The following is a 23,753-nucleotide window of genomic DNA, read 5'->3' on the forward strand; positions in this document are numbered from 1 at the left end:
CCGAACCCGTCTTGCTCCGGCGAACGACGGTCCATCAACGACGGTGCCGACACGGCAGTGCCCACAACGGCAGTGCCCACACGACAACGCCCGGGCCGATGTACGAAACATCGACCCGGGCGCAACAGACCGCCGCGACGAACCGGCGACGAATCCGGCACAGAGCCGGCGGCTACGACGCGGCGCGTCAGCCTGGCGTCGACTCGACGGTTGGGTTCCGGGATCGCGTGGGTCTGCTGCCGGGCATGATCAGGAACACTGTCATCGCGGCGAGGACCAGGAGAGCTGCGGCTGTAGCCAGCGCGGCATCGAATCCTTCGATAGTGGCAGCACGCAGCTCTTGGGCCGTGGCGGTGGTGGCCAGCGCGGACGAGGCGGACGAGGTCGCCGCGGCCGCAACGGTGTTGAGGAGTGCGGTGCCGATAGAGCCGCCGACCTGGGTCACGGCGTTGACCGCGGCCGAGGCCGCGCCGGTGTCGTGTCCAAGATCGTCGGTCGCCGCGGCCACCGAGGGTGCGATCGCACAGCCCAGGCCGAACCCGATGAGGATCTCGGCTGGGAGGAATCGGGAAAGGTAGAGCCCAGGACTGTCGGGGTCGAGGCCGATCAGGACGACCATGCCTGCCGCCATCACGGCGAGCCCAGGGACGATGATCTGCCGCGGGGAGAGTCGGGTCGCGAGGAGGCTTGCGATGACTGTGGACCCGATCGCGATCGCTACTGCGAGTGGCAGGAAGGCGAACCCGGCCTGGATCGGCGTGTATCCGAGCAGTTGTTGGAACCAGTAGGTCAGCACCAGGAAGAACCCGAAGAGCGCGAGCTGCGGAAGACCGATGGCGAGAAACGCCCCGCCCCGTGTGCGGTCGATAAGGATCCGAAGCGGTAACAGGGGGTGTGTGTTGATGCGCTGGAGGAGGACGAACACGGCCAGCATCCCGGCCCCGAAGCCGAGGAGTGCGACGACGAGGATGTCGCCCCATCCTCTGCGTGGGACTTCGGTCAGCGCGAAGACAAGTGCAGTCAAACCAGCAACGCTGGTTGCCGTCCCGGTCAGATCCAGCGGAACCCGCGAGGCGGGCTGTTGTGCGATGACGAGACGAGCACCGACGAAGGCGACTACAGCGATCGGGATGTTGATGAGCAGGCACCAACGCCAGTCGAGGTAGTAGGTGAGTGAGCCGCCGAGTAACAGACCGAGAACGGCTCCAGCGCCGGTAAGTGCGCCGTAGACACCGAAGGCCACTCCTCGTTCGCGTGGAGTTGTGAAGGTCGCGGAGATGATCGCTAGCGCGGCCGGGGCAAGCAGTGCGGCGCAGACTCCTTGCGCGCCGCGGCCGACGAACAGCAGCGCCGCGTTCGGGGCCAGGCCAGCCAGACTGGAGGCGGCGGCGAACCCGACCAGACCCCAGACGAACGCACGGTGCGCACCGAAGGTGTCGCTGAGCCTGCCGCCGAGGAGCAGCAGACCACCGAACGCCAGCGCATAGGCGGAAACCACCCAGGTCCGGGAGTCGTCGCTCATGCCCAGGCTGGCCTGGAGAGAGGGCAGCGCGATCGTCACCACCGTGGAATCCAGCACGACCATGAGCTGGGCGAGCCCGGCTGTCGCCAGGACCCACCACTGACGACGTGAGGCAGTCGACACAGGCACAGCACTCCCCGACGATGATCTTATTTAACACTGTTACATTTCCAGAACACCGTAATAGGATGAGCGGTATGAATGCCACTGGATTTGGCGGGCCCGCTGACGAAGGGGCAGAGCGCGACGTAACGCCGCACGTCGCGACAGCAGCGTCCTCCGGGACGGTCTGGTTGAGAAAGGAGCCTGATCGCGCTCGACGCGCAGCGCCCTTGACTCGGGAGCAGATCGTGGAGACGGCCGTGGTGCTGCTGGATACGTCCGGGACTGGCGGACTGACGATGCGTCGGCTTGCCCAAGAGCTGAAGGTCACGCCGACGGCGCTGTATTGGCATGTGAAGACCAAGGACGATGTGCTCGACCTCGCCCTGGACCGGGTTTTCGCGGAGGTGCAGCTCCCCGAGAAGACGAATGAGTGGCGGGCTGACGTTCGCACCCTCGTCAGTCGGTGGCGCGAGGTGATGCTGGCCCATTCCTGGGCACCGGCGCTGATCGGCCGCCCCATGTTGGGGCCCAACGTGCTGGCCCGCACCGAGTTCTTGCAGGCCTCACTTGCCCGCAGCGGCATGAGCGAGAGTGAGCTGACCGTGAGGACTCGACTGTTGGCCAACTTCGTCATTGGATCCGCACTGACCGAGGCCACCTGGCATCAAACCGGCGATCCCGCGACGCGCGGCGAGGCCCGAGATCTCATCACTGCAGACCCCGACCGGTATCCGACCCTGACCGCGTCGGGACACCTGGACGAACAACGTTGGAGCGATGCGGACCTGTTCGAGCGCGGACTCGATGCACTGCTCGCCGACACCGGACTGGCAACGCCACCAAGTCACCCAACAGGCAGGACTTGAACGACATGCCCCTGACGCGCACCGAAATCACCGCCGAGAGCCGCGAGGAAGCCCGCCGACTGCTGGAGCTCTACCGCAAAGGCGGACACGACCAGGCACTCGAGGCCGAAGTCACCGACGACGTCGTCAAGCACGGGTTCACGCCCCGCGGACGTCCCAGACTGGCAGGCAGTACCAACGGCAATCCCCCGATCCTGTTCTTCGACACCGACGTCTATCCCGACGTCAGCGCCTGACTCCCTCCTGCGCGCCCCTGGCACGCCCCATTTAGGAAGATCTCCCGACTTCCGGGGCAGGTGTTGCGGACACGCACGCCACACCCGCGAACACGACGCTCCCGAACCCGTCTTGCTCCGGCGAACGGCGGTCCATCTACGACAGTCCATCAACGACGGTGCCGACACGGCAGTTCCGGCACGACAGTCCATCAACGGCAGTGCCCACACGGCAGTGCCGACACGACAACGCCCGGGCCGATGTACGAAACATCGACCCGGGCGCAACAGACCGCCGCGACGAACCGGCGACGAATCCGGCACAGAGCCGGCGGCTACGACGCGGCGCGTCAGTCTGGCGTCGCGGTTACAACATCACCTGCCGGTTGACGTCCTTGTAGAGCAGATAACGGAAGGGGCCGGGACCGCCCGCGTAGCAGGCCTGCGGGCAGAAGGCGCGCAGCGAGAGGAAATCGCCCTCCTGGACCTCCACCCAGTCCTCGTTGAGCCGGTAGACGGCCTTGCCCTGCAGCACGTAGAGCCCGTGCTCCATCTCGTGGGTCTCGGAGAAAGGGATCACCGCGCCGGGCTCGAAGGTGACGATGTTGACGTGCATGTCGTAGGCGACATCCTTCGGGTCGAGCAGCCGCGTCGTACGCCAGCGCCCGTCGGTGCCCGGCATCGAACTCGGCTCGATGTCCTGCTCCCGGCCGACGACGGCCTGCGGTGGCCTCCCGGCCAGCGGCTGGTGCCGTTTACGCAGCCAGTGCAGCCGGGCTGGCTCGTCACCGACCGCCTGCAACGTCCAGGCCGCCGCAGGCGGCACGAAGGCATACCCGCCGGGCCCCAGCCGGTGCGCGGCGCCGTCGAGGGTCAGGTCGAGTTCGCCCTCCATCACGAAGAGCATGCCCTCGACCTCCGGCTGCGGCTCGGGAGCATCGGAGCCGCCACCCGGGGCGATCTCGAGGATGGTCTGCGAGAACGTCACCGCTCCGCCGGCCACCGGCCGGTGCAGGACCCAGGCACGGGTGTCGCGCCATTCGGGCAACACCGTGGTGACGATGTCGCGCAGCACCCCGCGCGGGATCACCGTGTAGGCCTCGGTGACGCGTGCCCGGTCGGTGAGCAGGTCCGTCTGCGGCGGGTGGCCGCCGTGCGGGGCGTAGTAGCCGGTGGGGGCCGCCGGCCGTTCCGATTCGTCTCGCTGGTCTGCCACAGGGGCTCCTTCCTCGATAGGGCGACTTCCTCGATAGGCCACGGTCAGGGAACCGAACGTGCTCGGCCGGGCGTGGTCGTTCGCCCGGTGCGGGTGATGTGTTCCAGCTCGTCGCGGTCGATGCCCACGGAACGCTCCAGGTCGGCGACGGCGAGTGCCCCGCAGTCGAGTCCGCGGCGGATGTGGCCTGCCAGCGCCATGGCGGTGGCAGGTTCGTCGAGCACCGCGCCGTGCTCGCGGCGGGCGTAGGCACGGAGCCGGGCCGCGGCGGGGCCGAAACCGCGGCGGAAGAAGTGGAACGTCGCCAGGTGCCGCGTGGGCAGGTGGTGCGGGTGCATGTCCCAACCCTGCCGGATGCCGTGCTGCAGCTGGCGGCGCACCAGCGCCGCGTGCAGGTCCCACGCGGCGAGCACGGCGTCGTCGTCGCCGACGGGCAGCACGTTGGTGGAGCCGTCGGAGATCTCCACGCCGGTGCCGGAAGCGGCCAGCAGCATCTGATGCTTGGCGACGTCGGCCACGGGGTGATCCGGGGCCTGCTGCTCCGCGGGCACCCCGAGCGCGGCGCTGTAGTCGAACGTGCCGTAGTGCAGCCCCGTGACCCGGCCTTCACCTGCGCGCACGGCCGCCGCCAACGGCACGGTCCCGTCGGGCCCGAGGATCAGCCGCGGCGTCTCGACCTGGACCTCGAACCCGATGACACCGTCGCCGAGGCCGTGAGCCCGTTCGAGCCTGCGACAGACCTCCACCATGGCGGTGACCTGCTCGGGGGTGCTGACCTTCGGCAGCGTGATCACCAGACCGCGGGGCCACGTGCCGGCGTTCTCGAGCACATGGGCCACGAAGAGGTCGAGGGTGCGCAGTGCGCGGCGGCGCACCGGAGCCTCGAAGCACTTGATGCGAAGTCCGATCCGGCGAGGGGCCGGTGTTCCCGGGGTCCTGCCGACCCTGCGGCCGGCCTCCGCGGCCCAGTGGTCCTCGTCCTCGTCGCTCCGATCGCCGAACCCGTCTTCGAAGTCCAGGCGCAGGTCTTCGATCGGTTCGGTGTGCAGCTTCGCGGTCACCGCCTCGGCGAGTCCCGCGGCCGCCTGTTCGCGGGCGGTACCGGACGACGAGTCCGGGGCCGATCCGACGGTCCGCACCAGGCCGGGCTCCTGCTCCGCAGCGCGCAGCACACGCTCGGCCAGTGCCTGCATCCCGCCGTGCCGCTCGACAGCCGTGAGCGCCCGTTCGCCCCATTCACCGGGCAGGCCCGGATGCCAGGAGTCGGCGGGAACGTAGACGGTGTGGACCGGCTGGGGTGCGGCGACGCCGTCGTGGCGCGCAGCCAGTTCGGCGTCGACGCCGGCCAGTCGCGTGTCCAGCTCGGCGGCGAGCTCCTCGTCGAGGACCCGCCGAGAACTCGGCGCGCTCATACCGCCGCCCCTTCGGCGACGACCGGGGCGTGGTCCTCGTCGAGGGTCGCGGACGACCGCACCGCGACCGCATCCCGGCGCGCCGCCCCGGCCACGGCGGCGGCGACGTGCTCGGCCACCCCGTGCTCGAAGACCGTCGGGATGATGTGGTGCGGGTTCAGCGCCTCGGCGCAGATGCACCCCGCGATCGCCTCGGCCGCGGCGACCAGCATGTCGTCGGTGATGTCGCCGGCACCGGCGTCCAGCAGGCCGCGGAAGAATCCGGGGAAGGCCAGCACGTTGTTGATCTGGTTCGGGTAGTCGCTGCGGCCCGTGGCCACGACGGCGGCGGTGCGGCCCGCCACCGCCGGGTCGACCTCGGGGTCCGGGTTGGACATCGCGAAGACAACCGCGTCCGAGGCCATCGCCGCGATGTCGGTGCCGTCCAGCAGGTCGGGCGCGGAGACACCGATGAACACGTCGGCGCCGACCACGGCCTCCTTCAACGTGCCGGTGACGCCCTCCGGGTTGGTGTGCGTGGCCAGCCAGGCACGGTGGGGATCGGCGTGGTCGGCCTGCGGGTCGAGCACCCCGCCTCGGCCGCAGACGACGATGTTGTGCGCACCGGCCGCCTGCAGCAGTGCCGCGATGGCGTGCCCGGCCGCACCGGCCCCGGAGACCACGATGCGCACGTCCTCGAGCCGCTTGGCCACGACCTTCAGCGCGTTGGTCAGCGCGGCCAGTGTCACGATGGCGGTGCCGTGCTGATCGTCGTGGAAGACGGGAATGTCGAGTTCCTCGCGCAGCCGGGCCTCGATCTCGAAGCAGCGCGGCGCGGCGATGTCCTCCAGGTTGATGCCGCCGTAGGCCGGGGCGAGAGCCTTGCAGATCTCGATGATCTGCTCGGTGTCGCGGGCGTCGAGCGGCACCGGCCAGGCATCGACGCCGGCGAACTCCTTGAACAGCACGGCCTTGCCCTCCATGACCGGCATGGACGCCTCGGGGCCGATGTCACCGAGGCCCAGCACGGCGGAGCCGTCGGTCACCACGGCGACGGTGTTGCGCTTGATGGTCAGCCGGCGGGCGTCGTCAGGGTTGGCCGCGATGGCCCGGCAGACCCGCGCGACGCCCGGAGTGTAGGCGCGGGAGAGGTCGTCCCGGGTGCGGATCGGCGCCTTCGGCGTCGATTCCAGTTTGCCGCCGAGGTGGACCAGGAACGTGCGGTCCGAGGACTTCTTGACCGTCACGCCCTCGAGCGCGGAGAGAGCGGAAGCGACGTCGGCGGCATGCTCGGCGCCGAGTGTGTCGCAGGTGACGTCGACGAGCAGCTCGTTCTGTGCGGCCTCGACGACGTCGAAGGCGGTCAGCGCCGCGCCGGCATCCGCAACCGCGGCCACCAGATCGGTGGCCGACGCCGGTCCGGCGGGTGTGGCCACCCGCAGCGTGATGGAGTGTCCGGGACTCGGCTGTGTCATGAGGGGTTGAGCCTTTCCGGTCGAGAAGGATCGTCGTTCCACGGGAGGCCCGTCCGGGACCCGTCCACTCGGAACCACTGTTTCCGCGATGAGCCGTTGTTTCCGCGGAGAACATCTGTTTCCCGCAGTGAACCTGTGTCTCCGCGATGAATCCAATTCCGCGATACGAACTCTATTCTCCGCATTACGATAACTCAGATGTGGCGTGCAGCCCAGCCCAGCACCCGTGGGGTACCGCGGCGGGGCACCGGATAGAGTCGGACATACCAGAGTCGATCAGTGTGCCGGTGCAGCCCGCCGCGCCCCACCCGAAATTCGAGGAGGACGCCGAGCCATGGTCAGCAGCACTCCTGCCGACCGGCCGACGCGCGGTGGAGTCCAATCCGTCGAGCGCGTCTTCGACCTGCTCTCGGTGATCGCCGCCTCCGGTGGCCGCACCACACTCAGCGAGCTGGCCGCCGCCGTGGACCTGCCGGTACCCACGATCCACCGCCTCCTGAAGACACTCGTCGGCATCGGTGTGGTGCGCCAGCTGCCCGATCGGGGCTACGCCCTGGGGCCGCAGCTGGCCCGGCTGGGCGAACTCGCCGGACGCCAACTGGGCGCCCTCGTCCGGCCACACCTGCGCACGCTGGTCGAGGAGCTCGGCGAGAGCGCCAACGTCGCCACCCTCGACGGCGACATGGTCGTCTACGTCGACCAGGTCCCCTCGCCGCACCAGATGCGCATGTTCACCGAGGTCGGGCGCCGCGCCCACACCCACGACACGGGTGCCGGCAAGGCAATCCTCGCGCAGCTGCCCATCGAACAGGTCCGGCAGATCATCGACACCGCCGGGTTGCCGTCGCACACCGAGTACAGCATCGGCTCGCTCGAGGCCCTGGAGGAGGAACTCGCCCGCATCCGCGAGCGCGGCTACTCCGTCGACGAGCAGGAGCAGGAGCTCGGCGTGCGCTGCTTCGCCACGGCGATACCGGACGCCCCCACGCCGTTGGCGATCTCCGTCTCGGGCCCGACCAGCCGCGTGGACGAGGACTTCGCCGATCGCGCCGTGCCGCTGCTGCAGCGCTGCGCCGAACAGATCTCCGAGGCCCTGGCCCAGGTCTGACCGCCCGGCTCCGCCGCACCGCACCGCACATCGCCGCACCGCACATCGCCCCGCCGGCGGTCCGGCCGTCGCCCGGCCGCGCGCAGAGAAGGCAACGCGCCCGGGCGACGAGGCGGCTCCGGCTCAGCAGAAACCGGTGACGGCGGCCCAGACGTCCGGGCGCTCGGTCGCCTTCTCCCGCGCGATGGTCGCCTCGATCAGGCCGTAGGGCCGGTCGGCTGCGTAGAACACCTCGTTGGGGTTCTCCAGCCCGAACGGCGAGAGATCCGAGACGAAGTGGTGCTTGTTCGGGCAGGAGAAGCGGATCTCCTCGATCTCGTCGACGGCGTCGACGACGTTCTGCCCCATCTGGTACAGCGTGTGCTGCAGTGCCTTGGAGTAGTGGTCGGTGAACGTCGAGAGGATGATGCCGCGCACCTGCCGGTAGACGGCGTCGAAATCCACGTCGGTGGTGTTGTAGCGCCAGCGGGTGGCGATGTCGGTGGCCAGCACCCGGTCCTCGGTCTCGGGCAGCGTCGTGTACTCGTCCTTCGGATAGCCCACGAAGCCCGACTCGGTCGTCTTGAGCACGGTGAGCCCGTAGAAGCCCGCGACCACCTGGTCGTCGCTGCCCTCGCGCACCAGTACGGCCGTGCGGACCTCCGGCTCGGAGCGGAAGAAGGAGTGGTCGTGACCGTCGATGCGGGACCAGCCGTACTCCTCGGCGGACCAGCGGCCGCCGGTGACCCAGTCGAAGGAGGAGGTGAAGTGGCCGGCCAGGGTCAGCAGGAACTGCTCGGGGGAGGCGATGCCCTCCTCCTTGGCCTTGGCGAAGACCGTGTTCTTCTGGGTGTCGGTGGGGACCACGTGCCCGTTGTCGCCCTCGGTGTGCGCGGTCCGGAAGTCGCCGCGCAGTTGCGAGGAGACGTTCAGGTCCCGCAGCTCGTGGCGCGGGGTGTCCCGGTACACCCGGACCACGTGGTTCTCGGCCTTGCCGTACTGGTTACTCGTGAGCTTCACAGCGCTCATCGCGTGCTCCTGTTCTCGAAGAATGTCCCGCGCCAGCCGCCGGCGGACACCGCGGGGACGGGTACCCCTCGCTGCCGGACCGCGCCGTCCTGCCGACTCCTGGGTCAGCTGCCGCGATACGTGGAATAGGCGAATGGGCTCAGCAGCAACGGGACGTGGTAGTGCTCCTCCCCCGGCTGCACCGTGAAGTCCACGGTCACCGACGGGTGGAAGTGCGCCTGCCCCCGTGCGGCGAAATAGGAACCCGTCCGGAACGTGATCCGGTAGTCGCCGGACTCCAGGGTCTGTGGGCCGAGCTCGGAGACGCGACCGTCCTGGTCGGTCCGGGCGGCGGCGATGTGTGCGCCGTCGGCGGCGTACAGCTCGACGTCGACGCCTGCGGCGGGCGTGCCACTGGTGGAGTCGAGCACATGGGCGGTGATGAAGCTCATCGGAGAAGTCCTTCCAGTCGCAGGGCGGCGATCTGCTCGAGCTGCTCACCGGTGTCGGCGAGCTCGTCGCCGGGATCCTGCTCCAGCCGGCGCTCGAGCTCGGCGAGGATCTCGCGGTGGCTCCGGCCTGCGGCGCGAATGAGGAACACCCGCCCGAACCGCTCCTCGTAGGCGGCGTTGCCCTCGGCCAGGCGCTGCTCGACGTCGGCGTCGGCCTCACCCAGACCGGCCTGCTCCCGGCGGGAGTGGCGTGCCTCGGCCGAACCGCCCGACGACCGCTCCCCGATCCTCGGATGATGGGTCAGGGCGGCCTCGATCTCCGCAGGCTGCAGCGGATGCGCGACCTGCCGCGCCGCGGCGACGCAGGACTCGACGTCGGCGTAGGGACGCCCGTCGGCCACCGCGTGGATCCAGCGGTCGACGTCGAGGCAGGGCCGGAGTGTCTCCACCACCTCGGCAGTGGCGAGCCGGTTGAACTCCTCGAGCGTCATTGCTTCCTCAACTCTCGCATGACGGATTGAAACTTCCACCATGCGTAACTCTGATCCGCATCGCCAGGAGATGTCAAGACGCGCAGCCGACGCGATCGGAGACCGGGAACCGAGAGCCCGCAGGACACCACGGAACGGCGCAACGAGAGGACGCGAGAAGACGCAGGAGGACGCCGCGGAACGGCGTAGTGGCTGCACTCGATGCCCGCCGAGCCCACCCCGGCTCGGCAGGCATCACGGCGACGGGACGGCCGCCGCGGCAGGTTCGGCAGGCTTGGCAGGTTCGGCAGGCGCGGTCGTCCCGTGCCCGGCGGCGCGAGTTCGACGGTCGCTGCGGCACCGCACCGGGTGCCGCGCTCGGCATTCGGTCGCTGCGCGCGGTGCCGTCTACCGCCTACGACTGTCCGAATCGGACGTGACGGCTCGCGCCGAACCGCACGCGTTACCGGTAGGTCGCGTGATCGGCCACGGGGCCGTCGAAGTGGCCGTGCTCGTTGAACGACACCAGCGTCAGGCCCGACCGGCCGGTGGCGAGTTTGCTGATCCCGGCGTTGACCGCGACGCGGCTGAGCGTCACCAGGTGCGTCTCCGGAGCGCCGAGCAGCAGTCCGCACAACGTGGCGATCACCCCGCCGGAGGTGAACACGACCGCTTGCTCGCCCTTGCCGAGCGCACCGGCCACGTCGGCGGCGGCCGCCTCCACCCGGCCGCGGAACACGGGCCACGTCTCGGCCGCGCCGCTGTGCTCACCGGCGGCCGTCCACGCGGCGAGAGCCGCCTCCAGTGTGCGCTGAAAACCACGCGGGTCGGCGGCGTCCTGCGGCCTGCCACCACCATGGGTGCCGACGACGTCGGCGTCGGCGTACTCGTTCCAGCGCGGATCCTCTTTCGCCGTGACGCCGGGCGCGCACTCGGCCAGCGCCAGCTCCGCGGTGGCCCGCTGCCGCGACAGCGAACCGCACCAGGCATGGTCGACCCGCACCTGCCTGCGCGCCAGCTCGGCCCCCACCAGCCGCGCCTGCTCCCTGCCGAGGTCGGACAGCTTGTCGTAGTCGGCTGCGCCGAACGACGCCTGCCCGTGCCGCACCAGGTGGATCGCACCCATCAGACGAACTTTCGGAACAGGCCGACCGGCAGCGCCTTGAGCAGTACCGACAGCGGTGTCCATGGCCACGACGGCACGTAGGCCGTCCCGCGTTCGGATTCGATGGCCTTGACCAGCGAGTCCGCCCCGCGGTCCGCACCGGCGACCAACGGGGTGCGGCCGCCGGAGCGCGACGTCATCTCGGATTCGATGAAACCAGGAAGCACGGTGCTGACGCGGATCGGCGTTCCGTGCACGTCGGCGCGGATACCGTCGGCCAAGGCCGCCGCGCCGGCCTTCGACGCACCGTAGGCCGTCATGTTCCGCGGCATGCCGCGGATCGCGCTGAACGACGACACGACGACGAGGTGTCCCGCGTGCTGTTCCCGGAACAGTTCCATCGCAGCCTCGCACTGCGCGAGCGCGGCGACCAGGTTGGTCTCGATCGTCTGCCGGTTGGCTGCGAAGTACCCGGTCCCGATCGGCTGTCCCTTGCCCAGACCGGCGTTGACGACGATCCGGTCCAGTCCACCGAGTTCGTCGGCCAGCGACCGGAAGACGGTGAACACGTCGTCGTGGGCGTTCACGTCGAGTCCGGCCGTGCGCACACGGATGCCGGGGTGCTGTTCGGTCAGCTCGGAGGCCAGCGCGTCGAGCCGGTCGGTACGGCGGGCACACAGGGCCAGGTCCCGCCCCTCGGCGGCGAACCGCCGGGCCATGCCCTCACCGAGTCCCGAGCTGGCACCGGTGATCAGGATCCTCTTCCGGGTGGTCATGCGCCGAACTCTGCCATGTCCGCGGCGCCGAGCCGAGTGTCGGTGACGCCACACTCCCGCGGCCGGACACTCCCGCGGTCCGGACCGCGACGACCGGTGGCCCGGCGCCGTCGGGCGCCGGGCCACCGGGCAATACCGCCCGCGGGGAGCGGGCACCGATCAGCTGCCGGTCACTGCTGGCCCGTGTTGAGCAACAGGTTCGGCGTGGCACCGGTCGGGTCGGTGATCACGTCCGGGGTCGCCGACGTCGTCAGCGCCTCGGACACCTCCGCCGGAGTGGCCTCCGGGTTGTCGGCCAGGTACAGCGCCGCGGCACCGGCGACGTGCGGAGCCGCCATCGACGTGCCGGACAGGGCCGTCTCACCGCCGCCCATCCGGGCCGAGGTGATGTCCACGCCCGGAGCGTAGATGTCGACGACCTCGCCGTAGTTGGAGAAGTCGGCCTGCTCGTCCTGGTTGCCCGACGCCGCCACCGTGATGGCGTCCCGGACGCGCGCCGGCGAGCTGCCGCTCGCGTCGGCGCCCTCGTTGCCCGCGGCGACGGAGAACGTCACACCGGCGTCGATCGCACCCTGCACCGCGGTGTCGAGAGCCTCGTCGGCGGTACCGCCGAGGCTCATGTTGGCCACGGCCGGGCCCGAGGCGTTCTCGGCGACCCATTCGACACCGGAGATGACGCCGTCGGTGGTGCCCGAGCCGTTCTCGTCGAGCACTCGCACCGGCACGATGTCGGCGCCCTTGGCGACGCCGTAGTCGGTGCCCGCCACCGTGCCCGCGACATGCGTGCCGTGGCCCTGCTCGTCGTCCGCGTCACCGTCGTTGTCGATGACGTCCTTGCCGGGCTGCACGCGGTCGCCGAAGTCCTCATGGGTGGTGTCGACACCGGTGTCGATGACGTATGCGGTGACGTTGTCGGCCCGGGTGCCGTAGGTGTACGAGTCGTCCAGCGGCAGCGCCGACTGGTCGATGCGGTCCAGACCCCACGACGGGGTCGGGGACTGCGTCTCGGTCGCCTGCACCCGCTGGTTCTGCACGACGCGGTCGACCGACGGGTCGGCCGCCAGCCGCTTCGCCTCCGCCTCGCCGGCCTTGACGGTGAAGCCGTCGAGCACCGTGTCGTAGGTCGTCGACACGGTCGCGCCGTACTCGCCGGCCAGCTGCGTGGCCATCGCCGGCACCGACGCCGCCCGCATCCCGTCGCCGAGGACGACGATGTAGCTGCCGTCGACCGCGTCGGGCGTGTTCGCCGAGAGGATCGTCCCCTCCGGCGCCGCAGCGGCGGAGGACAGACCGGCCGCGACCAGTCCGGTCACACCGGCCGCCACGACACCTGCGTTCAGACTCCGCCTCAGCTTGCGAGAGTTACCCATTCGGATTCCTTCCGTTATCCCGGCAGGTTCGCGACTCATGCAAGCGATACGGGACGCCCGGTGACAATGATTCACAGTTACCAGTTGTGGACCGGTCACCGTAACGAGCGATACTCCGAATGGTCTAAATGTTACGGTGTGCAGCCAACACCTGACGCGTTACACCATCCTGCTAACGTTGTCCATATCGTTACCAGAGCGACACCGGGAGGCGATCCGGCACGTGAGTGGCACCGCTTTCTCCGCGGCACTGCGCTCCGCTATCGCCACGAGCGGACTCGGACTGGACCGGATTCAAGCCCGCCTTCAGGATCTCGGTATCACCGTCAGCGTCACGGCATTGAGCTACTGGCAATCCGGAAAACGACGACCGGAACGCCAGAGCTCGATTTCCGCGGTGCGCGCACTCGAAGAGATTCTCGACGTGCCGGCAGGAACTCTGCTCGGTCTTCTTCCCTCTCCGCGCCCGCGGGGCAGCGCCTCGCGGCGCAGGCTCGACGACCGGTCCCAGCGGCCGCTCAGCCTCGATGATGCACCGGCCGTGACACTCGTCGGCCTGCACGACCATTGCGTGGTCGCCACCGACGACAACCGCGCCGACACCGGCCGGGGCGATGCCGGCCGGGGCGATGCCGACCGTGCCGACGCAGGTCCGGACCCCGCCACCCACAGCACCGGGACGACCCACAGCATCGTGACGGCGAAGGCCGTCTTCCGCGCCCGCGCCGACGGCCAGGACCGCTGGCTGCTCGCCTACCGCCAGGACGGCGCGGACCACGACCTCGCCGCCCCGGAGCTCACGGCCCTGCGCAACTGCTCGGTGGGGCGCGTCGACGTGGACCCGGATACGAATCTGACCCTCGCGGAACTGGTGTTCAGCCACGCGATCGACACCGGGGAAACCCAGCTCGTCGAATACTCGCTGTCCTATCGGCACGACCCGTTCTCCACCACCAGGAAGGCGCATTTCCGGGAATTCCGGGAGTCCATTCCCGAGTATCTGCTCGAAGTCGATTTCGACCCGGCACACCCGCCCGGACAGTGCTGGCGATACGCCTACCGCAGCCACGGCGGAACCGCCGATTCCCAGGACGTCGCACTCGATGAGCACGGCCGCGCGCACGCCGTCGCGGTCGACTTCGGTCCCGGAGTCTTCGGCATCGGGTGGCTGTAGCGACCGCCACCGGTGCGGCGCCGCGGCCGAGTGTGATCGTCACGCTCGGTGTCCGGCCCGTACGGCTGCCGGATACCGCCTGCCGCATCCGATTCGTCCGCCACCGCCGGGTTCCGCCGGGAACTTTCGTCGGTCCGCCGACACGGGGCGAACCCCGGCGACGACGCGTGCGCGCTCAGGTCAGCTTGTCGCGCAACAGTTTCCCGGTCGCATTCCGCGGCAGTGCGTCCACGAACTCCACGTCCCGCGGCACCTTGTAGCGGGCAAGGTTCTCCTTGACGAACGTGCGCACTGCGTCGGCCTCCAGCGCGGACCCGTCGGCCCGGGCCACAACGGCCTTGAGCCGCTGGCCGAACTCCTCGTCGGGCACGCCCACGACGCCGGCCTCGAGGATGTCGGGGTGTTCGACGAGCAAGTTCTCGACCTCGATCGGGTACACGTTCTCACCTCCGGACACGATCATCTCGTCGTCGCGGCCGTCGATGAACAGCAGACCGTCCTCGTCGACGTGGCCGACGTCGCCACTGGCGAGCAGCCCGTCGATGGTTTCCTTGTTCCGGCCGTCGGTGTAGCCCTCGAACGCCAGTCCGCTGCCGACGAAGACACGTCCGGTGACGTGCGGTTCGGTGATGCGCGCGCCCCGGTCGTCGTAGAGCGCCACCCGGCAGCCGACGGGTGGCCTGCCGACGGTGCCCGGCGCCTTCGCCCAGTCCTCGGGCGTGGCCACGGCGGCGACGGCGACCTCGGTCGAGCCGTACAGGTTGTGGATCACGGGGCCGAAGAGCTCCGTGGCACGGTTGCCGATGTCCGGCGGCAGTGCCGAGCCGGCGAGGAAGACGATCCGCAGGCTGGAGGTGTCGTACTTGCCGATGACCTCCGGGCCCAGATCGGTGATCCGCTGCAACATGGTCGGCACCAGCACCAGCGCGGTGCAGCGGTACTGCTCGATCCCGCGCAGCGCCTCCTCCGGGTCGAACTTGCGGCGCACCACGACCGTGTTGCCCAGCGCGAGCGACAGGATGAACTGCGAGATACCGGTGCCGTGGAACAACGGGGCGCCCATGTAGGTCGCCTCGCCGACGCGCAGCGGAATGCGGTCGAGGAACTGCGCCGAATCGAGCCCGGAGATCTTCGGCCGCGGTGCCCCCTTCGGCGTGCCTGTCGTACCGCTGGTGAGCAGTACCAGCCCGCCCGGCTTCGGCGGTGCCGCGGGAGCCGTGTCGTCGGTGCCGTCGATCAGGTCGTCGAGTGTGGTCACGCCGGCTCCGGCCGGGTCGTCGGCCCAGCCGAGGTAGCGGTCCACGTCCTCGATGCCGCCGAGCAGGTCGGTGAACTCCTCGTCGTAGACGAGCACCCGCACCTTCTCCCGCTCGGCGACGTCGGTCAGTTGCGGGCGCGCGAAACCGGTGTTCATCAGCAGCAGCGCGGCGCCGAGCTTGTTGGCCGCCAGCATGGTCAGCACGAGACCCCGGTGGTCGCGGCAGAGCGCGGCGATGCTCTCCCCCGGCCCCACGCCGCGGTCCGCCCACGCGCGGGCGAGGGCGTTCGACTTCCGCTCGAGCTCGTCGAAGGTCAGCGGACCGTGTTCGTCGACAAGGCCGATGCTGCTCGGATTGCGGCGGGCGGCGATGCGGACCGCACCGGCGATCGGGCCGTACGTGCTCGTCAGGATCAGCGAGCGCACGCCCTCGTCCAGCCGGGGAAACGGCAGCAGTCCCGCCTTCCACATGACTCCGACACTGCGCACCTTCTCGGCCACGCGCGTGGCCAGCTCCGTTACCGCCGGCGGCGTCTTCATCCGGGCACCTCCTCGGGCTCGTACGGCATAACCTACCGGGTAGTAGGGCAATCGGATCAACCCTCGCCACGGTGAACGCTCCGGGGGAGTAACGGACGTCTCACCGCCACGGCGGGAACCGGCCGCCGTCGGCGCCGACCGTGGGAGCGGACTGTCGGTGGCGGGGAGCAGAATCGGCCCGTGCATGTGATCGTCGCCCGGGATTCGGCAGGCCGCTTCTCGCTGCGCCTCCCGGACGGCGACCGCGCCGCCGACGGCGGGATCACCGCGGACGGCCCGGGCAGCGCGGCGGACCCGGGCACCGGGGCCGACGGGGCGAGCACGGACGCCCCGGCCATCGTGCCCGCGACGCTGTCGGCCGAGGACCTGGCCGCCCTGGCGACACGGCTGGAATCGCGGCAGCCGCGGTGGGTGCTGCCGTCGGTGGAACGCGACTACCCGGCGCTCGTCGCCTGCGGGGTCCGGCTGCGGCGCTGCCACGACCTGTCCCTCGTCGAAGGTCTGCTGCTGGCATTCGACGGCGAGCACACGCGGTCACGTTCGCTCGCGGCCGCGTACGCGCGGGTACGCGGGCTCGCACCTCCGGCGGAGACGGAGCACGTGGCCGCTCCCGACGAACAGCCTGCGCTGTTCGACCCGCAGAGTTCGGGTCTGCCGGCCGACGTCGATCCGGCCGAGGCCGCCGAGGTGGTGCTGGCCGACCAGCAGGCCCGGCTGGGCAGGCTCGACACCTCCGGCCGGCTCCGGATGCTGGCGGCGGCCGAGTCGGCGAGCGCGCTCGCCGCGGTCGAGATGTCGGCCGACGGGCTGCCTTGGCGCAGCGATCACCACGAGGCGTTGCTGACCGAGCTGCTCGGGCCCCGGGTCCCCGCCGGTTCCCGGCCCGCCGCGCTCGCCGCGCTGGCGCAGCGGATCGACGAGGCGTTCGGCAGGCCGGTGAATCCCGACCATCCGGAGAGCATCGTGCGTGCGTTCGGCAGGGCCGGGATCGCCGTGCCGTCGGCGCGGGCCCACGTGCTGCGGCGGCTGGACCACCCCGCGGTCGCCCCGCTGCTCGAGTACAAGGAGTTGGCCCGCCTGCATGCCGCGCACGGGTGGGCGTGGCTGGACCAGTGGGTGCGGGGCGATCGCTTCCGCCCGGTGTACGTCGTCGGCGGGGTCGTCTCGGGCCGCTGGGCGACCCGCGGCGGCGCGGCCTTGCAGATCCCGCGGGTGCTGCGCGGATGTGTGCGGGCCGACGCGGGGTGGAAGCTGGTCGTGGCCGATGCCGCACAGCTGGAGCCGCGGATCCTGGCGGCGCTGTCGGGCGACCGGCGGCTGGCAGAGGTCTGTCGATCACCGGACCTGTACACGAGTCTGGCCGGCGAGCTGCATCCCGGCGCGGCGACCGAACACCGGCCGAACGCGAAGATCGCCATGCTCTCGGCGATGTACGGCGGGACCGCAGGCGAGGCCGCGGCCACCCTCGCGCTGTTGCAACGGCGCTTCCCCGCCGCGGTGTCGTACGTCGAACACGCCGCGGCGACCGGCGAGCGTGGCGAGCCGGTCCGGTCCCGGCTGGGCCGGACGTCGCCGCCGCCGTCCGAGGCATGGCGCGATCTCACCGGCGGCGACGGCGCCGAGGACGCGGCGCGGCGGGCCTCCCGCGACTGGGGCCGGTTCACCCGCAACTTCGCCGTGCAGGCCAGTGCGGCCGACTGGACGGCGGTCCTGCTCGCCACGCTCCGCAGACGGCTGCCCGAACCGGCCCACCTCGTGTTCTTCGTGCACGACGAGGTGCTGGTGCACGCACCCGCCGAGCTCGCCGACGCGGTGCTCACGTGCCTCGCCGAGTCGGTCGCCGAGACGACGCGCCTGGTGTTCGGCCCTGCCTGCCCGGTGGAGTTCCCCATGCCGGCCACCGTCGTCGACTCCTACGCCGACGCCACATGAGCACGTCCCCGCACACGCCGGCGTCGTGGCGACGCTGCCCTGATACGGGCACCGGTGACCTGCCGCCGGCCACCGGTGCCCTGGTCATCTCGCCATCGTCATCCCGCGGTCGTCATCCCGCGGTGGACCGGACCGCCCCGTCGTCGTCCGGCTCGGCCGGGGTGTCCGCTTCGGACTCCGGGATGTCCGCTTCGGACTCCGGGTTGTCCGCTTCGGACTCCGGGTTGTCCGCTTCGGACCACGACTCATCCGATGGCGGGCGGTCGAACCGATCGGAGATGCGCACCGCCGCATCCTCGAGCCCGTGCTGCCGGAGCAGGCGCGCGAAGCTCATCGTGAACACCGGCCGGTGCGCCGAATCCGGCAGATGTTCGACGACGCCGACCGCATGATCGACGGCATCCGGTTCGGGCCGCGGCATCGGCATGCTCGGCACCGTCGCCGTGTCGAACGGAAGCGAGACCTGCGCATCGTCCAGCGTCAGCTGCCCCCGGGCCGATGCCGCCTCACCGGCCTCGTCGCCGCCCGTGGCCGAACTCACGAGCTGGCGAAGCGTGCCGATGCGACCGACGGCATCCTCGACGCGCTTCTTCTCGGTCGTTTCGTGGCGGGCCAGCCACCAGACGACGGCGTTGCTCACGCTGGTGAGTACGTCCTCGCCGAGGTACGTCCGCACCTTCCGTTCGAACCCGCACTCGCGATCGAACAGCTCCTCTTCCTTGCGCACCTCGTCCAGCTTGTCGAGTCGTTCCTGGTCGCGTTCCGACAGCGTGAGCGACATCGATTCCGCCCATACGGTGAACTGTCCGGTCTCATCGCTGCGGGGAGTGCCGAGGTCGACCTCCAACCGGTACCGGGCGCGGTCGGCGTCACGTGGTGCGAAAGCGGTGCTGAGCCAGGCGGCGCGGTCGGCGATCGCGTTCACGGCGAGCGCGGCCGGATTCGGGTGGCCACTGCCACTACCACTGCCACTGCCACTGCCACTGCCGTAGCCATTGCCGTTGCCGTGGCTCACTGCGCCCCGGGACGGTAGCCAGCGCACCGCGCAGGAGAACACGAACCGGTAGTCCTCGCGAGCGGTCCCCAACTGCATCTCCGGTACCGCACGTTCCCCCGGCGCCGGTGCCGGAGCCGCGGTTTCCGGCGGCGACGAGGGTGCCGGTGCGGGGGCCGGCACCTCGGGAGCCGACCGCACGGTCCGCCGCATCCGCAGGAAGGGCCAGAACTGCCACACCCCGATGAGGATCCACGTGCCCAGAGTCAGTACGAGCCACACCCACATCGGCCACCCGAGCCACAAGCCGAGCCCGGTCGACACCACAGGAGGTCCCACCAGCGCAACGATGATCACGTCGATGCTCCGTTCCTGTCTCTTCCGCATTCCTGTCTCATCCGTTCGTCCCATCAAGTTCCATCAGTCCCTGCGACCGGGCGATACCGGCGTTCACTCGTTCGAGCACGTCGTGGCGCCGCACGCGGTTCGCCGGGTCTCCGTCGGCGGCCCAGTCGCGTGCGACGACATAGAGTCGGGCCAGAATGTCCACATCGGATCCCGTGGCGTCGAGCAGCAGGCTCAGGGCGGCGTCGTCGTGCGGCGAGTCCACCGCCTCGTCGAGCCATTCACGCAGGCGATCCCGCCACCACGACGAGTCGTGCGGCAGTACCGCTGCCCAGCATGTCCGCAACTGTTCCCGTGCCTGGGCGTCCACGATCGGTGCGTGAGACCACACCGCACGCAGCACGCGTTCGCCGGTCGAGGCGGCGAGGAACAGCGCCACATCCGACGACCGTTCCTGGTCCATCCACTCGGCCATCCGCCACAGGAACCGGCGATAGACCCGGTAGTCACCGGTGAGCTCGACCACCGCGCTCCGCGCCTGCGCCGCGACGGCATCGACGCGGTGCCAGGCCAACCTGCGGAGCCGCACCAACGCCTGATCGGGATGGGTGTCGGCCATGACTCCGGCGCACACGTCCACCAGTACCCGGGCCAGGTCGGCACTCGGTTGTTCGTCTCGCACCCACTCGTAGATCTGCCTGCGCACCTGTTGCGCCACCTGCCCGGCGTCCTCGTCCCAGCGCAAGGCGAGGTCGAGAGCGGTGTCAGCCCACCGCAGCGGCGGGTTCTTGCGTTCCGGGCGGTTGCCAGGACCGGCCCACCGGCGGATCACACCGCACAGTTCCGGAACCCGGCCGTGCCGACACGCCTGCCGGACGTACCGGTCGACTACTCTCACGCGGTCCTCATCGGACAGTTCGTCCAGCTCGACGCAGGTCGCCACCCAGGTCGCCAACGACCCTCGCATCTCCGGATAGTTCATCCAGAAGTGATCGGTGACGGCCTGCTGATAGCGCACCTTGCCGAAACGGACCGTATGCGAGGCATCGACAACGACGTCGATGTCGCCGAGCGCGGCCTCGATCCCCTGCTGTTCGAGCAGGTGGATCTCCTCCCTCGAGAAGCGGAGTACCTCCAGGAGCCGACGCTGCGCCCGATGGATCGCATCGGTGTGCCCGCCTTCGAGGACCGCGGCGGTCAGCAACAGCGCCCGTTGTTCCGGGCCGGCTGCCCCGATCGCTTCAGCGACCTCCTCGCGATAGTCCTCAGCGCTCTTTCTGGCCTCGGCCAGCCAGTCGGCGAAGTCCGCATTCGGGCGGGCGGTCCTCGCCTCGACGGTGCGGCGGGCCAGCTCGGCAATGTCCCGCATAGGCGCTGCCGCGACGCGGGTGGCCACCTCGTGCATCGCCTGGCAGTCGACGAGGTCGACGTCGAACTCCTGGCGCACATACTGGGCGAACACCGCTTCCCCACGCGGCCGTTCGATGACCACCGTCGACCCCGTGACGGCGAGCTCGAGCAGACGAGGATCCTGTTGCCGCCTCGGAGGCAGGAGCACGACCAACGCCGCCTGCATGTCCTCGACGGCCCCGGCGAACGTCGCCAGCCGTTCCTCCACCGTGTGCAGGCGTCCCGGGTCACGCTCCTCGGTCAGATCGAGGAGCAATCGGTCGTTGCGCTGGATCGAATCCGGATGGAGTGGGTCGTCGCCCTCGTCCTTGTCCAGGGACAACCTGCGGCACGAGGCATCACTGTCGGGGGACCACGTCCACAACAGCATCAGCGCCGCACTCTTCCGCCCACTTCCCGACTCTCCGCAGAGGAACAGGGTGCCGTGCTTCTCGAGTTTCCGGCCCGCGGCGTCGAACCCGACGGGCGGAACGAAACGATCCTGCAAGTACTCCCGATAGCCGCGCGAATCCACCTGCCAGGCGACCGTGGTGACCGGATCCGACTCGGGCGGGTGATAGAAGTGGTTGTTCACCGTGTTGTTCGTACCGGCGACCGCCGACCCCAACGACCCGGCGAGATGACTGACACCGGTGTACTCGCGGCCGACGACGGGCCCGTCCTCTCCGTCCGAAGGATCAGCCACAGGGCCTCACTCCTCCGACGGGGCCGGTCCACGGTTCGTGCCGAGGACCGTGGGACCGGTGCCGGTGATCTCGACGCCGTTGAACTGGTTCCCTCCGCCCGAGTTCACCGTGTTGCCCTCACCGGTCACCACGGTGCCGACCGACCCCTGGGCCGTTTCCACGCCGACATAACGCGGTGCCGCTCGACTGCGCTCGCCCTGTGCCTCGGCAGGCGGGGTGGCAGGCGGGGCGGCCTCACCGGGCGCCTCGGCTGCGTCGCCGGGTCCGGTCAGACCCGACCGGAGAACGTCACCGGACGGTTTCGGCACCCGGAGATACGCCTTCCCCTCGTAGGTCTTGACCTCCACGCCGACGTCGACGTACAGCCCCGGATCGTCACCGCTGTATCCGGAGAGCACGACGTCCCGATAGACCTGCTCCGACACGATGGCGGCGACACACGTCGCACTGCTCGAGTCGGCGAGCGCGGCGCGCACGGCTTTGCCGTCGAGCATCCGGTGCGCTTCGATCCTGGTGTCGCCACTGCCATCACTCAACGAGTTCAGCCCGGAGTCGGTCATCGGGCCGGCGGTCAGGCTCACCCGCATGCGAATCGGGCCGTCACCGCCGTGCACTCGGTTCTGATACTCCAGCTCGTCCTGCAGCGCGGAGAGCACCGGGTTCAACAGGAACGGCGTCCACCGCGTGTCGAATCCGACGAAGTACCCGTCGCCGGTGGTCCCGTGGAACCGGGACTCCGACCACAGTTGCGCACATCCACACCGATGAAACGCATTGCCCAGAATCATCGGGATGCTCTCGGTGATTCGCGCGTGGTCACGCCCCTTCTCACCGCTGAAGTTCTTCATGTCGACGACCATGATGGCGCGGTACGGGGGCAGCTCAGCACTCTGGAATGTCGGGTCCATGACTCTCCTTCTCCGGGTTCCTTCCCACAGCGGGACCGGCTCCACACGATGGGCGGGATACGCGCCCGGGACTGTCCGCAGCCGGACACTCCCGGGTGAGGTGAGTCACAGGGAAAGGGCGTGGGCTTCCTCGGTGAGGACTCGTTCGTCACCGACCACGATGCGGGGACCCGACCGCAACGCACCGAGCGTGCGAAGTGCGGCGATCTGGTCGGCGACCGTGCTGCGCGCCAAGCCCAGTGCCTTCGCCAGGGCGTCCTGCGAGAAGGGAATCCGAGCCCGGTTCCGGTCGCCGGGATCGGCCAGCAGCAACACCTCGAGTATCAGGCGAGCGACGCGCTGCCGCGGCACGAAGTGGGCCTGCTGCAACTGGTACGGCACCGTCTCCGACAGCTTGGCCACGAGGTAGTCGCTGAACGCGGCATGCACGCCATTGCGAGCGAGGAACGCCTCGAAGTCCCGGCGCGCCAGAAAGCTGGTCGTACAGTTGTCGAGCGTCTCCACCGTCGCGGTGCGGCGCGAATCGCTGCGGGGCGACATCTCCCCGACCAGGTCCCCTGCGCTGCGCAACGACAGCAGCAGTTCCGCACCGCCCGACTCGGCAGCCAGGATCTTCACCCGGCCCCCTGTCAGCACCAGCAGGTAGTCACCCCGGTCGCCCTGCCGCAGCAGGACGTCGCCGCGGTTGTGCCGGCGCTCGACCCCCATCGCGATCAGAACACTCCACAGCTGCTCCCCCAACAGGCCGCGGAATCCCCGCGACGCGATATTCACATCGTGGTGCACGACAGAGTCCGTACCGGTTGCGGGCGGCTCCGGTGAACACCTGCAGGCCCATTCCGCCCGAAGGGAGCAAGACGGACGGCGCGCGTTACGACCGTCTCACTCCGATGGGGCTCCGCGCTCGACGCTCCACGCCGAAGAATCGGACACCATGACAGACACCGACAACATCTGGAAAGCACTCACGCACACCCACGAACTCGTCAGGCTGGCCGACACGAAGGCCGGACTGGTACTGGCGGCGTCCGGAGTCCTCGGCAGCATCCTGACGCGCCGGGGAACGTCGCCCGGTCTGTGGGGCAGCAATCCGGCACGAGCCGTGTTGCTCGTGCTCGCGCTCTGCCTCGTACTCGTCAGCACCTTCCTGGCGTTACGTGTGTTCGTTCCCCGCACGCGCATGACCGGTGTGACGTCGCTACTGAACTTCGACAACGTCGCGGCGCGCTTCGACAACCCCGACGAGTTCGCGCGCGTGTCCCGCTCGCTGTTCACCCACGACGAGCAGCTGCAGCGCGCGCTCGCCGAACAGCTGTGGGCGACGAGCCGCATCGCGCGCCGCAAGTTCCGTTCGGTCACGCCCGCCATCTGGTTCTTCGGATCGGGAGTGGTCACCACCCTCGTCGCCGGGATTCTCGCGTGACGTCGTGTGACGGGACCGCACCGCG

The 23,753-nt window shown here is 69.8% G+C and carries 21 protein-coding genes; 6 read left to right on the forward strand and 15 right to left on the reverse strand.

Annotation, left to right across the window (positions count from 1 at the left end):
* Nucleotides 1-187: 187 nt before the first annotated feature.
* Nucleotides 188-1,585, reverse strand: a complete 1,398-nt coding sequence (locus tag LY41_RS01720) for an MFS transporter (protein WP_301296468.1) — start codon at nt 1,583-1,585, stop codon at nt 188-190.
* A gap of 269 nt (nt 1,586-1,854) precedes the next feature.
* On the opposite strand from LY41_RS01720, the gene LY41_RS01725 reads away from it, so the two are divergent.
* Entirely contained in the window at nt 1,855-2,493 is a 639-nt protein-coding gene (locus tag LY41_RS01725; RefSeq protein ID WP_301296606.1) for a TetR/AcrR family transcriptional regulator, read from the forward strand.
* 5 nt (nt 2,494-2,498) lie between these two features.
* On the forward strand, nt 2,499-2,729 hold the full coding sequence (locus LY41_RS01730; RefSeq protein WP_253862035.1) for a hypothetical protein: 231 nt from the start codon (nt 2,499-2,501) through the stop codon (nt 2,727-2,729).
* A 346-nt stretch (nt 2,730-3,075) separates the two neighbouring features.
* On the opposite strand, the gene LY41_RS01735 is transcribed toward LY41_RS01730, so the two are convergent.
* Genes LY41_RS01735 through LY41_RS01745 form a run of 3 tightly spaced genes read right to left on the reverse strand, consistent with a single transcriptional unit; the run spans nt 3,076 to nt 6,790 of the window.
* Nucleotides 3,076-3,924: a bifunctional allantoicase/(S)-ureidoglycine aminohydrolase gene (locus LY41_RS01735; protein ID WP_253862036.1), complete on the reverse strand. Its 849-nt coding sequence runs from the start codon at nt 3,922-3,924 to the stop codon at nt 3,076-3,078.
* 44 nt (nt 3,925-3,968) lie between these two features.
* Nucleotides 3,969-5,336 (reverse strand): DUF6986 family protein, encoded by a 1,368-nt coding sequence (locus LY41_RS01740; protein WP_253862037.1) that lies wholly within the window; start codon nt 5,334-5,336, stop codon nt 3,969-3,971.
* Nucleotides 5,333-6,790 (reverse strand): NAD(P)-dependent malic enzyme, encoded by a 1,458-nt coding sequence (locus LY41_RS01745; protein WP_253862038.1) that lies wholly within the window; start codon nt 6,788-6,790, stop codon nt 5,333-5,335. The genes LY41_RS01740 and LY41_RS01745 overlap by 4 nt, the downstream gene beginning before the upstream one ends.
* A gap of 334 nt (nt 6,791-7,124) precedes the next feature.
* Between LY41_RS01745 and LY41_RS01750 the strand changes: the two genes are divergently transcribed.
* Nucleotides 7,125-7,898: an IclR family transcriptional regulator gene (locus LY41_RS01750; protein WP_253862039.1), complete on the forward strand. Its 774-nt coding sequence runs from the start codon at nt 7,125-7,127 to the stop codon at nt 7,896-7,898.
* 123 nt (nt 7,899-8,021) lie between these two features.
* Here LY41_RS01750 and pucL read toward each other — a convergent pair whose 3' ends face one another.
* From pucL to LY41_RS01780, 6 genes are all read right to left on the reverse strand, one after another.
* Nucleotides 8,022-8,906: a factor-independent urate hydroxylase gene (gene pucL, locus LY41_RS01755; RefSeq protein WP_253862040.1), complete on the reverse strand. Its 885-nt coding sequence runs from the start codon at nt 8,904-8,906 to the stop codon at nt 8,022-8,024.
* A gap of 104 nt (nt 8,907-9,010) precedes the next feature.
* The gene (gene uraH, locus LY41_RS01760) at nt 9,011-9,337 is read right to left on the reverse strand and encodes a hydroxyisourate hydrolase (RefSeq protein WP_253862041.1); all 327 of its coding nucleotides are present in this window, start codon (nt 9,335-9,337) and stop codon (nt 9,011-9,013) included.
* Entirely contained in the window at nt 9,334-9,828 is a 495-nt protein-coding gene (uraD, locus tag LY41_RS01765) for a 2-oxo-4-hydroxy-4-carboxy-5-ureidoimidazoline decarboxylase (protein WP_253862042.1), read from the reverse strand. The genes uraH and uraD overlap by 4 nt, the downstream gene beginning before the upstream one ends.
* A gap of 442 nt (nt 9,829-10,270) precedes the next feature.
* On the reverse strand, nt 10,271-10,933 hold the full coding sequence (locus LY41_RS01770) for a histidine phosphatase family protein (RefSeq protein WP_253862043.1): 663 nt from the start codon (nt 10,931-10,933) through the stop codon (nt 10,271-10,273).
* On the reverse strand, nt 10,933-11,688 hold the full coding sequence (locus tag LY41_RS01775; RefSeq protein ID WP_253862044.1) for an SDR family oxidoreductase: 756 nt from the start codon (nt 11,686-11,688) through the stop codon (nt 10,933-10,935). Before LY41_RS01775 ends, LY41_RS01770 begins: the two co-directional genes overlap by 1 nt.
* Nucleotides 11,689-11,858: 170 nt before the next feature.
* Nucleotides 11,859-13,058 (reverse strand): S8 family peptidase, encoded by a 1,200-nt coding sequence (locus tag LY41_RS01780; protein ID WP_253862045.1) that lies wholly within the window; start codon nt 13,056-13,058, stop codon nt 11,859-11,861.
* Nucleotides 13,059-13,281: 223 nt separating this feature from the next.
* Here LY41_RS01780 and LY41_RS01785 point away from each other — a divergent pair, with 223 nt between their 5' ends.
* Nucleotides 13,282-14,232, forward strand: coding sequence for a hypothetical protein (locus LY41_RS01785; protein WP_253862046.1), 951 nt, complete (start codon nt 13,282-13,284; stop codon nt 14,230-14,232).
* 175 nt (nt 14,233-14,407) lie between these two features.
* On the opposite strand, the gene LY41_RS01790 is transcribed toward LY41_RS01785, so the two are convergent.
* On the reverse strand, nt 14,408-16,030 hold the full coding sequence (locus LY41_RS01790) for an acyl-CoA synthetase (RefSeq protein ID WP_253862047.1): 1,623 nt from the start codon (nt 16,028-16,030) through the stop codon (nt 14,408-14,410).
* A gap of 339 nt (nt 16,031-16,369) precedes the next feature.
* On the opposite strand from LY41_RS01790, the gene LY41_RS01795 reads away from it, so the two are divergent.
* Nucleotides 16,370-17,962: a bifunctional 3'-5' exonuclease/DNA polymerase gene (locus LY41_RS01795; RefSeq protein ID WP_253862846.1), complete on the forward strand. Its 1,593-nt coding sequence runs from the start codon at nt 16,370-16,372 to the stop codon at nt 17,960-17,962.
* 112 nt (nt 17,963-18,074) lie between these two features.
* Here the strand turns inward: LY41_RS01795 and LY41_RS01800 are convergent, their stop codons facing one another.
* The 4 genes from LY41_RS01800 to LY41_RS01815 form a co-directional block, all read right to left on the reverse strand.
* Nucleotides 18,075-19,343: a hypothetical protein gene (locus LY41_RS01800; RefSeq protein WP_253862048.1), complete on the reverse strand. Its 1,269-nt coding sequence runs from the start codon at nt 19,341-19,343 to the stop codon at nt 18,075-18,077.
* A gap of 7 nt (nt 19,344-19,350) precedes the next feature.
* Nucleotides 19,351-21,396, reverse strand: coding sequence for a hypothetical protein (locus LY41_RS01805; RefSeq protein ID WP_253862049.1), 2,046 nt, complete (start codon nt 21,394-21,396; stop codon nt 19,351-19,353).
* Nucleotides 21,397-21,402: 6 nt separating this feature from the next.
* Nucleotides 21,403-22,305: a hypothetical protein gene (locus LY41_RS01810; RefSeq protein WP_253862050.1), complete on the reverse strand. Its 903-nt coding sequence runs from the start codon at nt 22,303-22,305 to the stop codon at nt 21,403-21,405.
* A 105-nt stretch (nt 22,306-22,410) separates the two neighbouring features.
* Nucleotides 22,411-23,091, reverse strand: coding sequence for a Crp/Fnr family transcriptional regulator (locus LY41_RS01815; protein ID WP_253862051.1), 681 nt, complete (start codon nt 23,089-23,091; stop codon nt 22,411-22,413).
* A gap of 148 nt (nt 23,092-23,239) precedes the next feature.
* On the opposite strand from LY41_RS01815, the gene LY41_RS01820 reads away from it, so the two are divergent.
* A complete protein-coding gene (locus LY41_RS01820) occupies nt 23,240-23,728 on the forward strand; it encodes a Pycsar system effector family protein (protein ID WP_253862052.1) in 489 nt (162 codons plus the stop codon).
* Nucleotides 23,729-23,753: the final 25 nt, after the last annotated feature.

This window comes from Prauserella halophila (genome assembly GCF_024171895.1).
GTDB lineage: Bacteria > Actinomycetota > Actinomycetes > Mycobacteriales > Pseudonocardiaceae > Prauserella > Prauserella halophila.

Excerpts from the sequence above, each read along its gene's own strand:
- LY41_RS01730 (WP_253862035.1), top strand. The coding sequence starts at position 2,499 with ATGCCCCTGACGCGCACCGAAATCACCGCCGAGAGCCGCGAGGAAGCC.
- LY41_RS01820 (WP_253862052.1), top strand. The coding sequence starts at position 23,240 with ATGACAGACACCGACAACATCTGGAAAGCACTCACGCACACCCACGAA.
- LY41_RS01770 (WP_253862043.1), bottom strand. The coding sequence starts at position 10,933 with ATGGGTGCGATCCACCTGGTGCGGCACGGGCAGGCGTCGTTCGGCGCA.
- LY41_RS01720 (WP_301296468.1), bottom strand. The coding sequence starts at position 1,585 with ATGGTCGTGCTGGATTCCACGGTGGTGACGATCGCGCTGCCCTCTCTC.
- LY41_RS01790 (WP_253862047.1), bottom strand. The coding sequence starts at position 16,030 with ATGAAGACGCCGCCGGCGGTAACGGAGCTGGCCACGCGCGTGGCCGAG.
- LY41_RS01745 (WP_253862038.1), bottom strand. The coding sequence starts at position 6,790 with ATGACACAGCCGAGTCCCGGACACTCCATCACGCTGCGGGTGGCCACA.
- LY41_RS01780 (WP_253862045.1), bottom strand. The coding sequence starts at position 13,058 with ATGGGTAACTCTCGCAAGCTGAGGCGGAGTCTGAACGCAGGTGTCGTG.
- uraD (WP_253862042.1), bottom strand. The coding sequence starts at position 9,828 with ATGACGCTCGAGGAGTTCAACCGGCTCGCCACTGCCGAGGTGGTGGAG.
- pucL (WP_253862040.1), bottom strand. The coding sequence starts at position 8,906 with ATGAGCGCTGTGAAGCTCACGAGTAACCAGTACGGCAAGGCCGAGAAC.
- LY41_RS01775 (WP_253862044.1), bottom strand. The coding sequence starts at position 11,688 with ATGACCACCCGGAAGAGGATCCTGATCACCGGTGCCAGCTCGGGACTC.
- LY41_RS01810 (WP_253862050.1), bottom strand. The coding sequence starts at position 22,305 with ATGGACCCGACATTCCAGAGTGCTGAGCTGCCCCCGTACCGCGCCATC.
- LY41_RS01740 (WP_253862037.1), bottom strand. The coding sequence starts at position 5,336 with ATGAGCGCGCCGAGTTCTCGGCGGGTCCTCGACGAGGAGCTCGCCGCC.
- LY41_RS01800 (WP_253862048.1), bottom strand. The coding sequence starts at position 19,343 with ATGCGGAAGAGACAGGAACGGAGCATCGACGTGATCATCGTTGCGCTG.
- uraH (WP_253862041.1), bottom strand. The coding sequence starts at position 9,337 with ATGAGCTTCATCACCGCCCATGTGCTCGACTCCACCAGTGGCACGCCC.
- LY41_RS01750 (WP_253862039.1), top strand. The coding sequence starts at position 7,125 with ATGGTCAGCAGCACTCCTGCCGACCGGCCGACGCGCGGTGGAGTCCAA.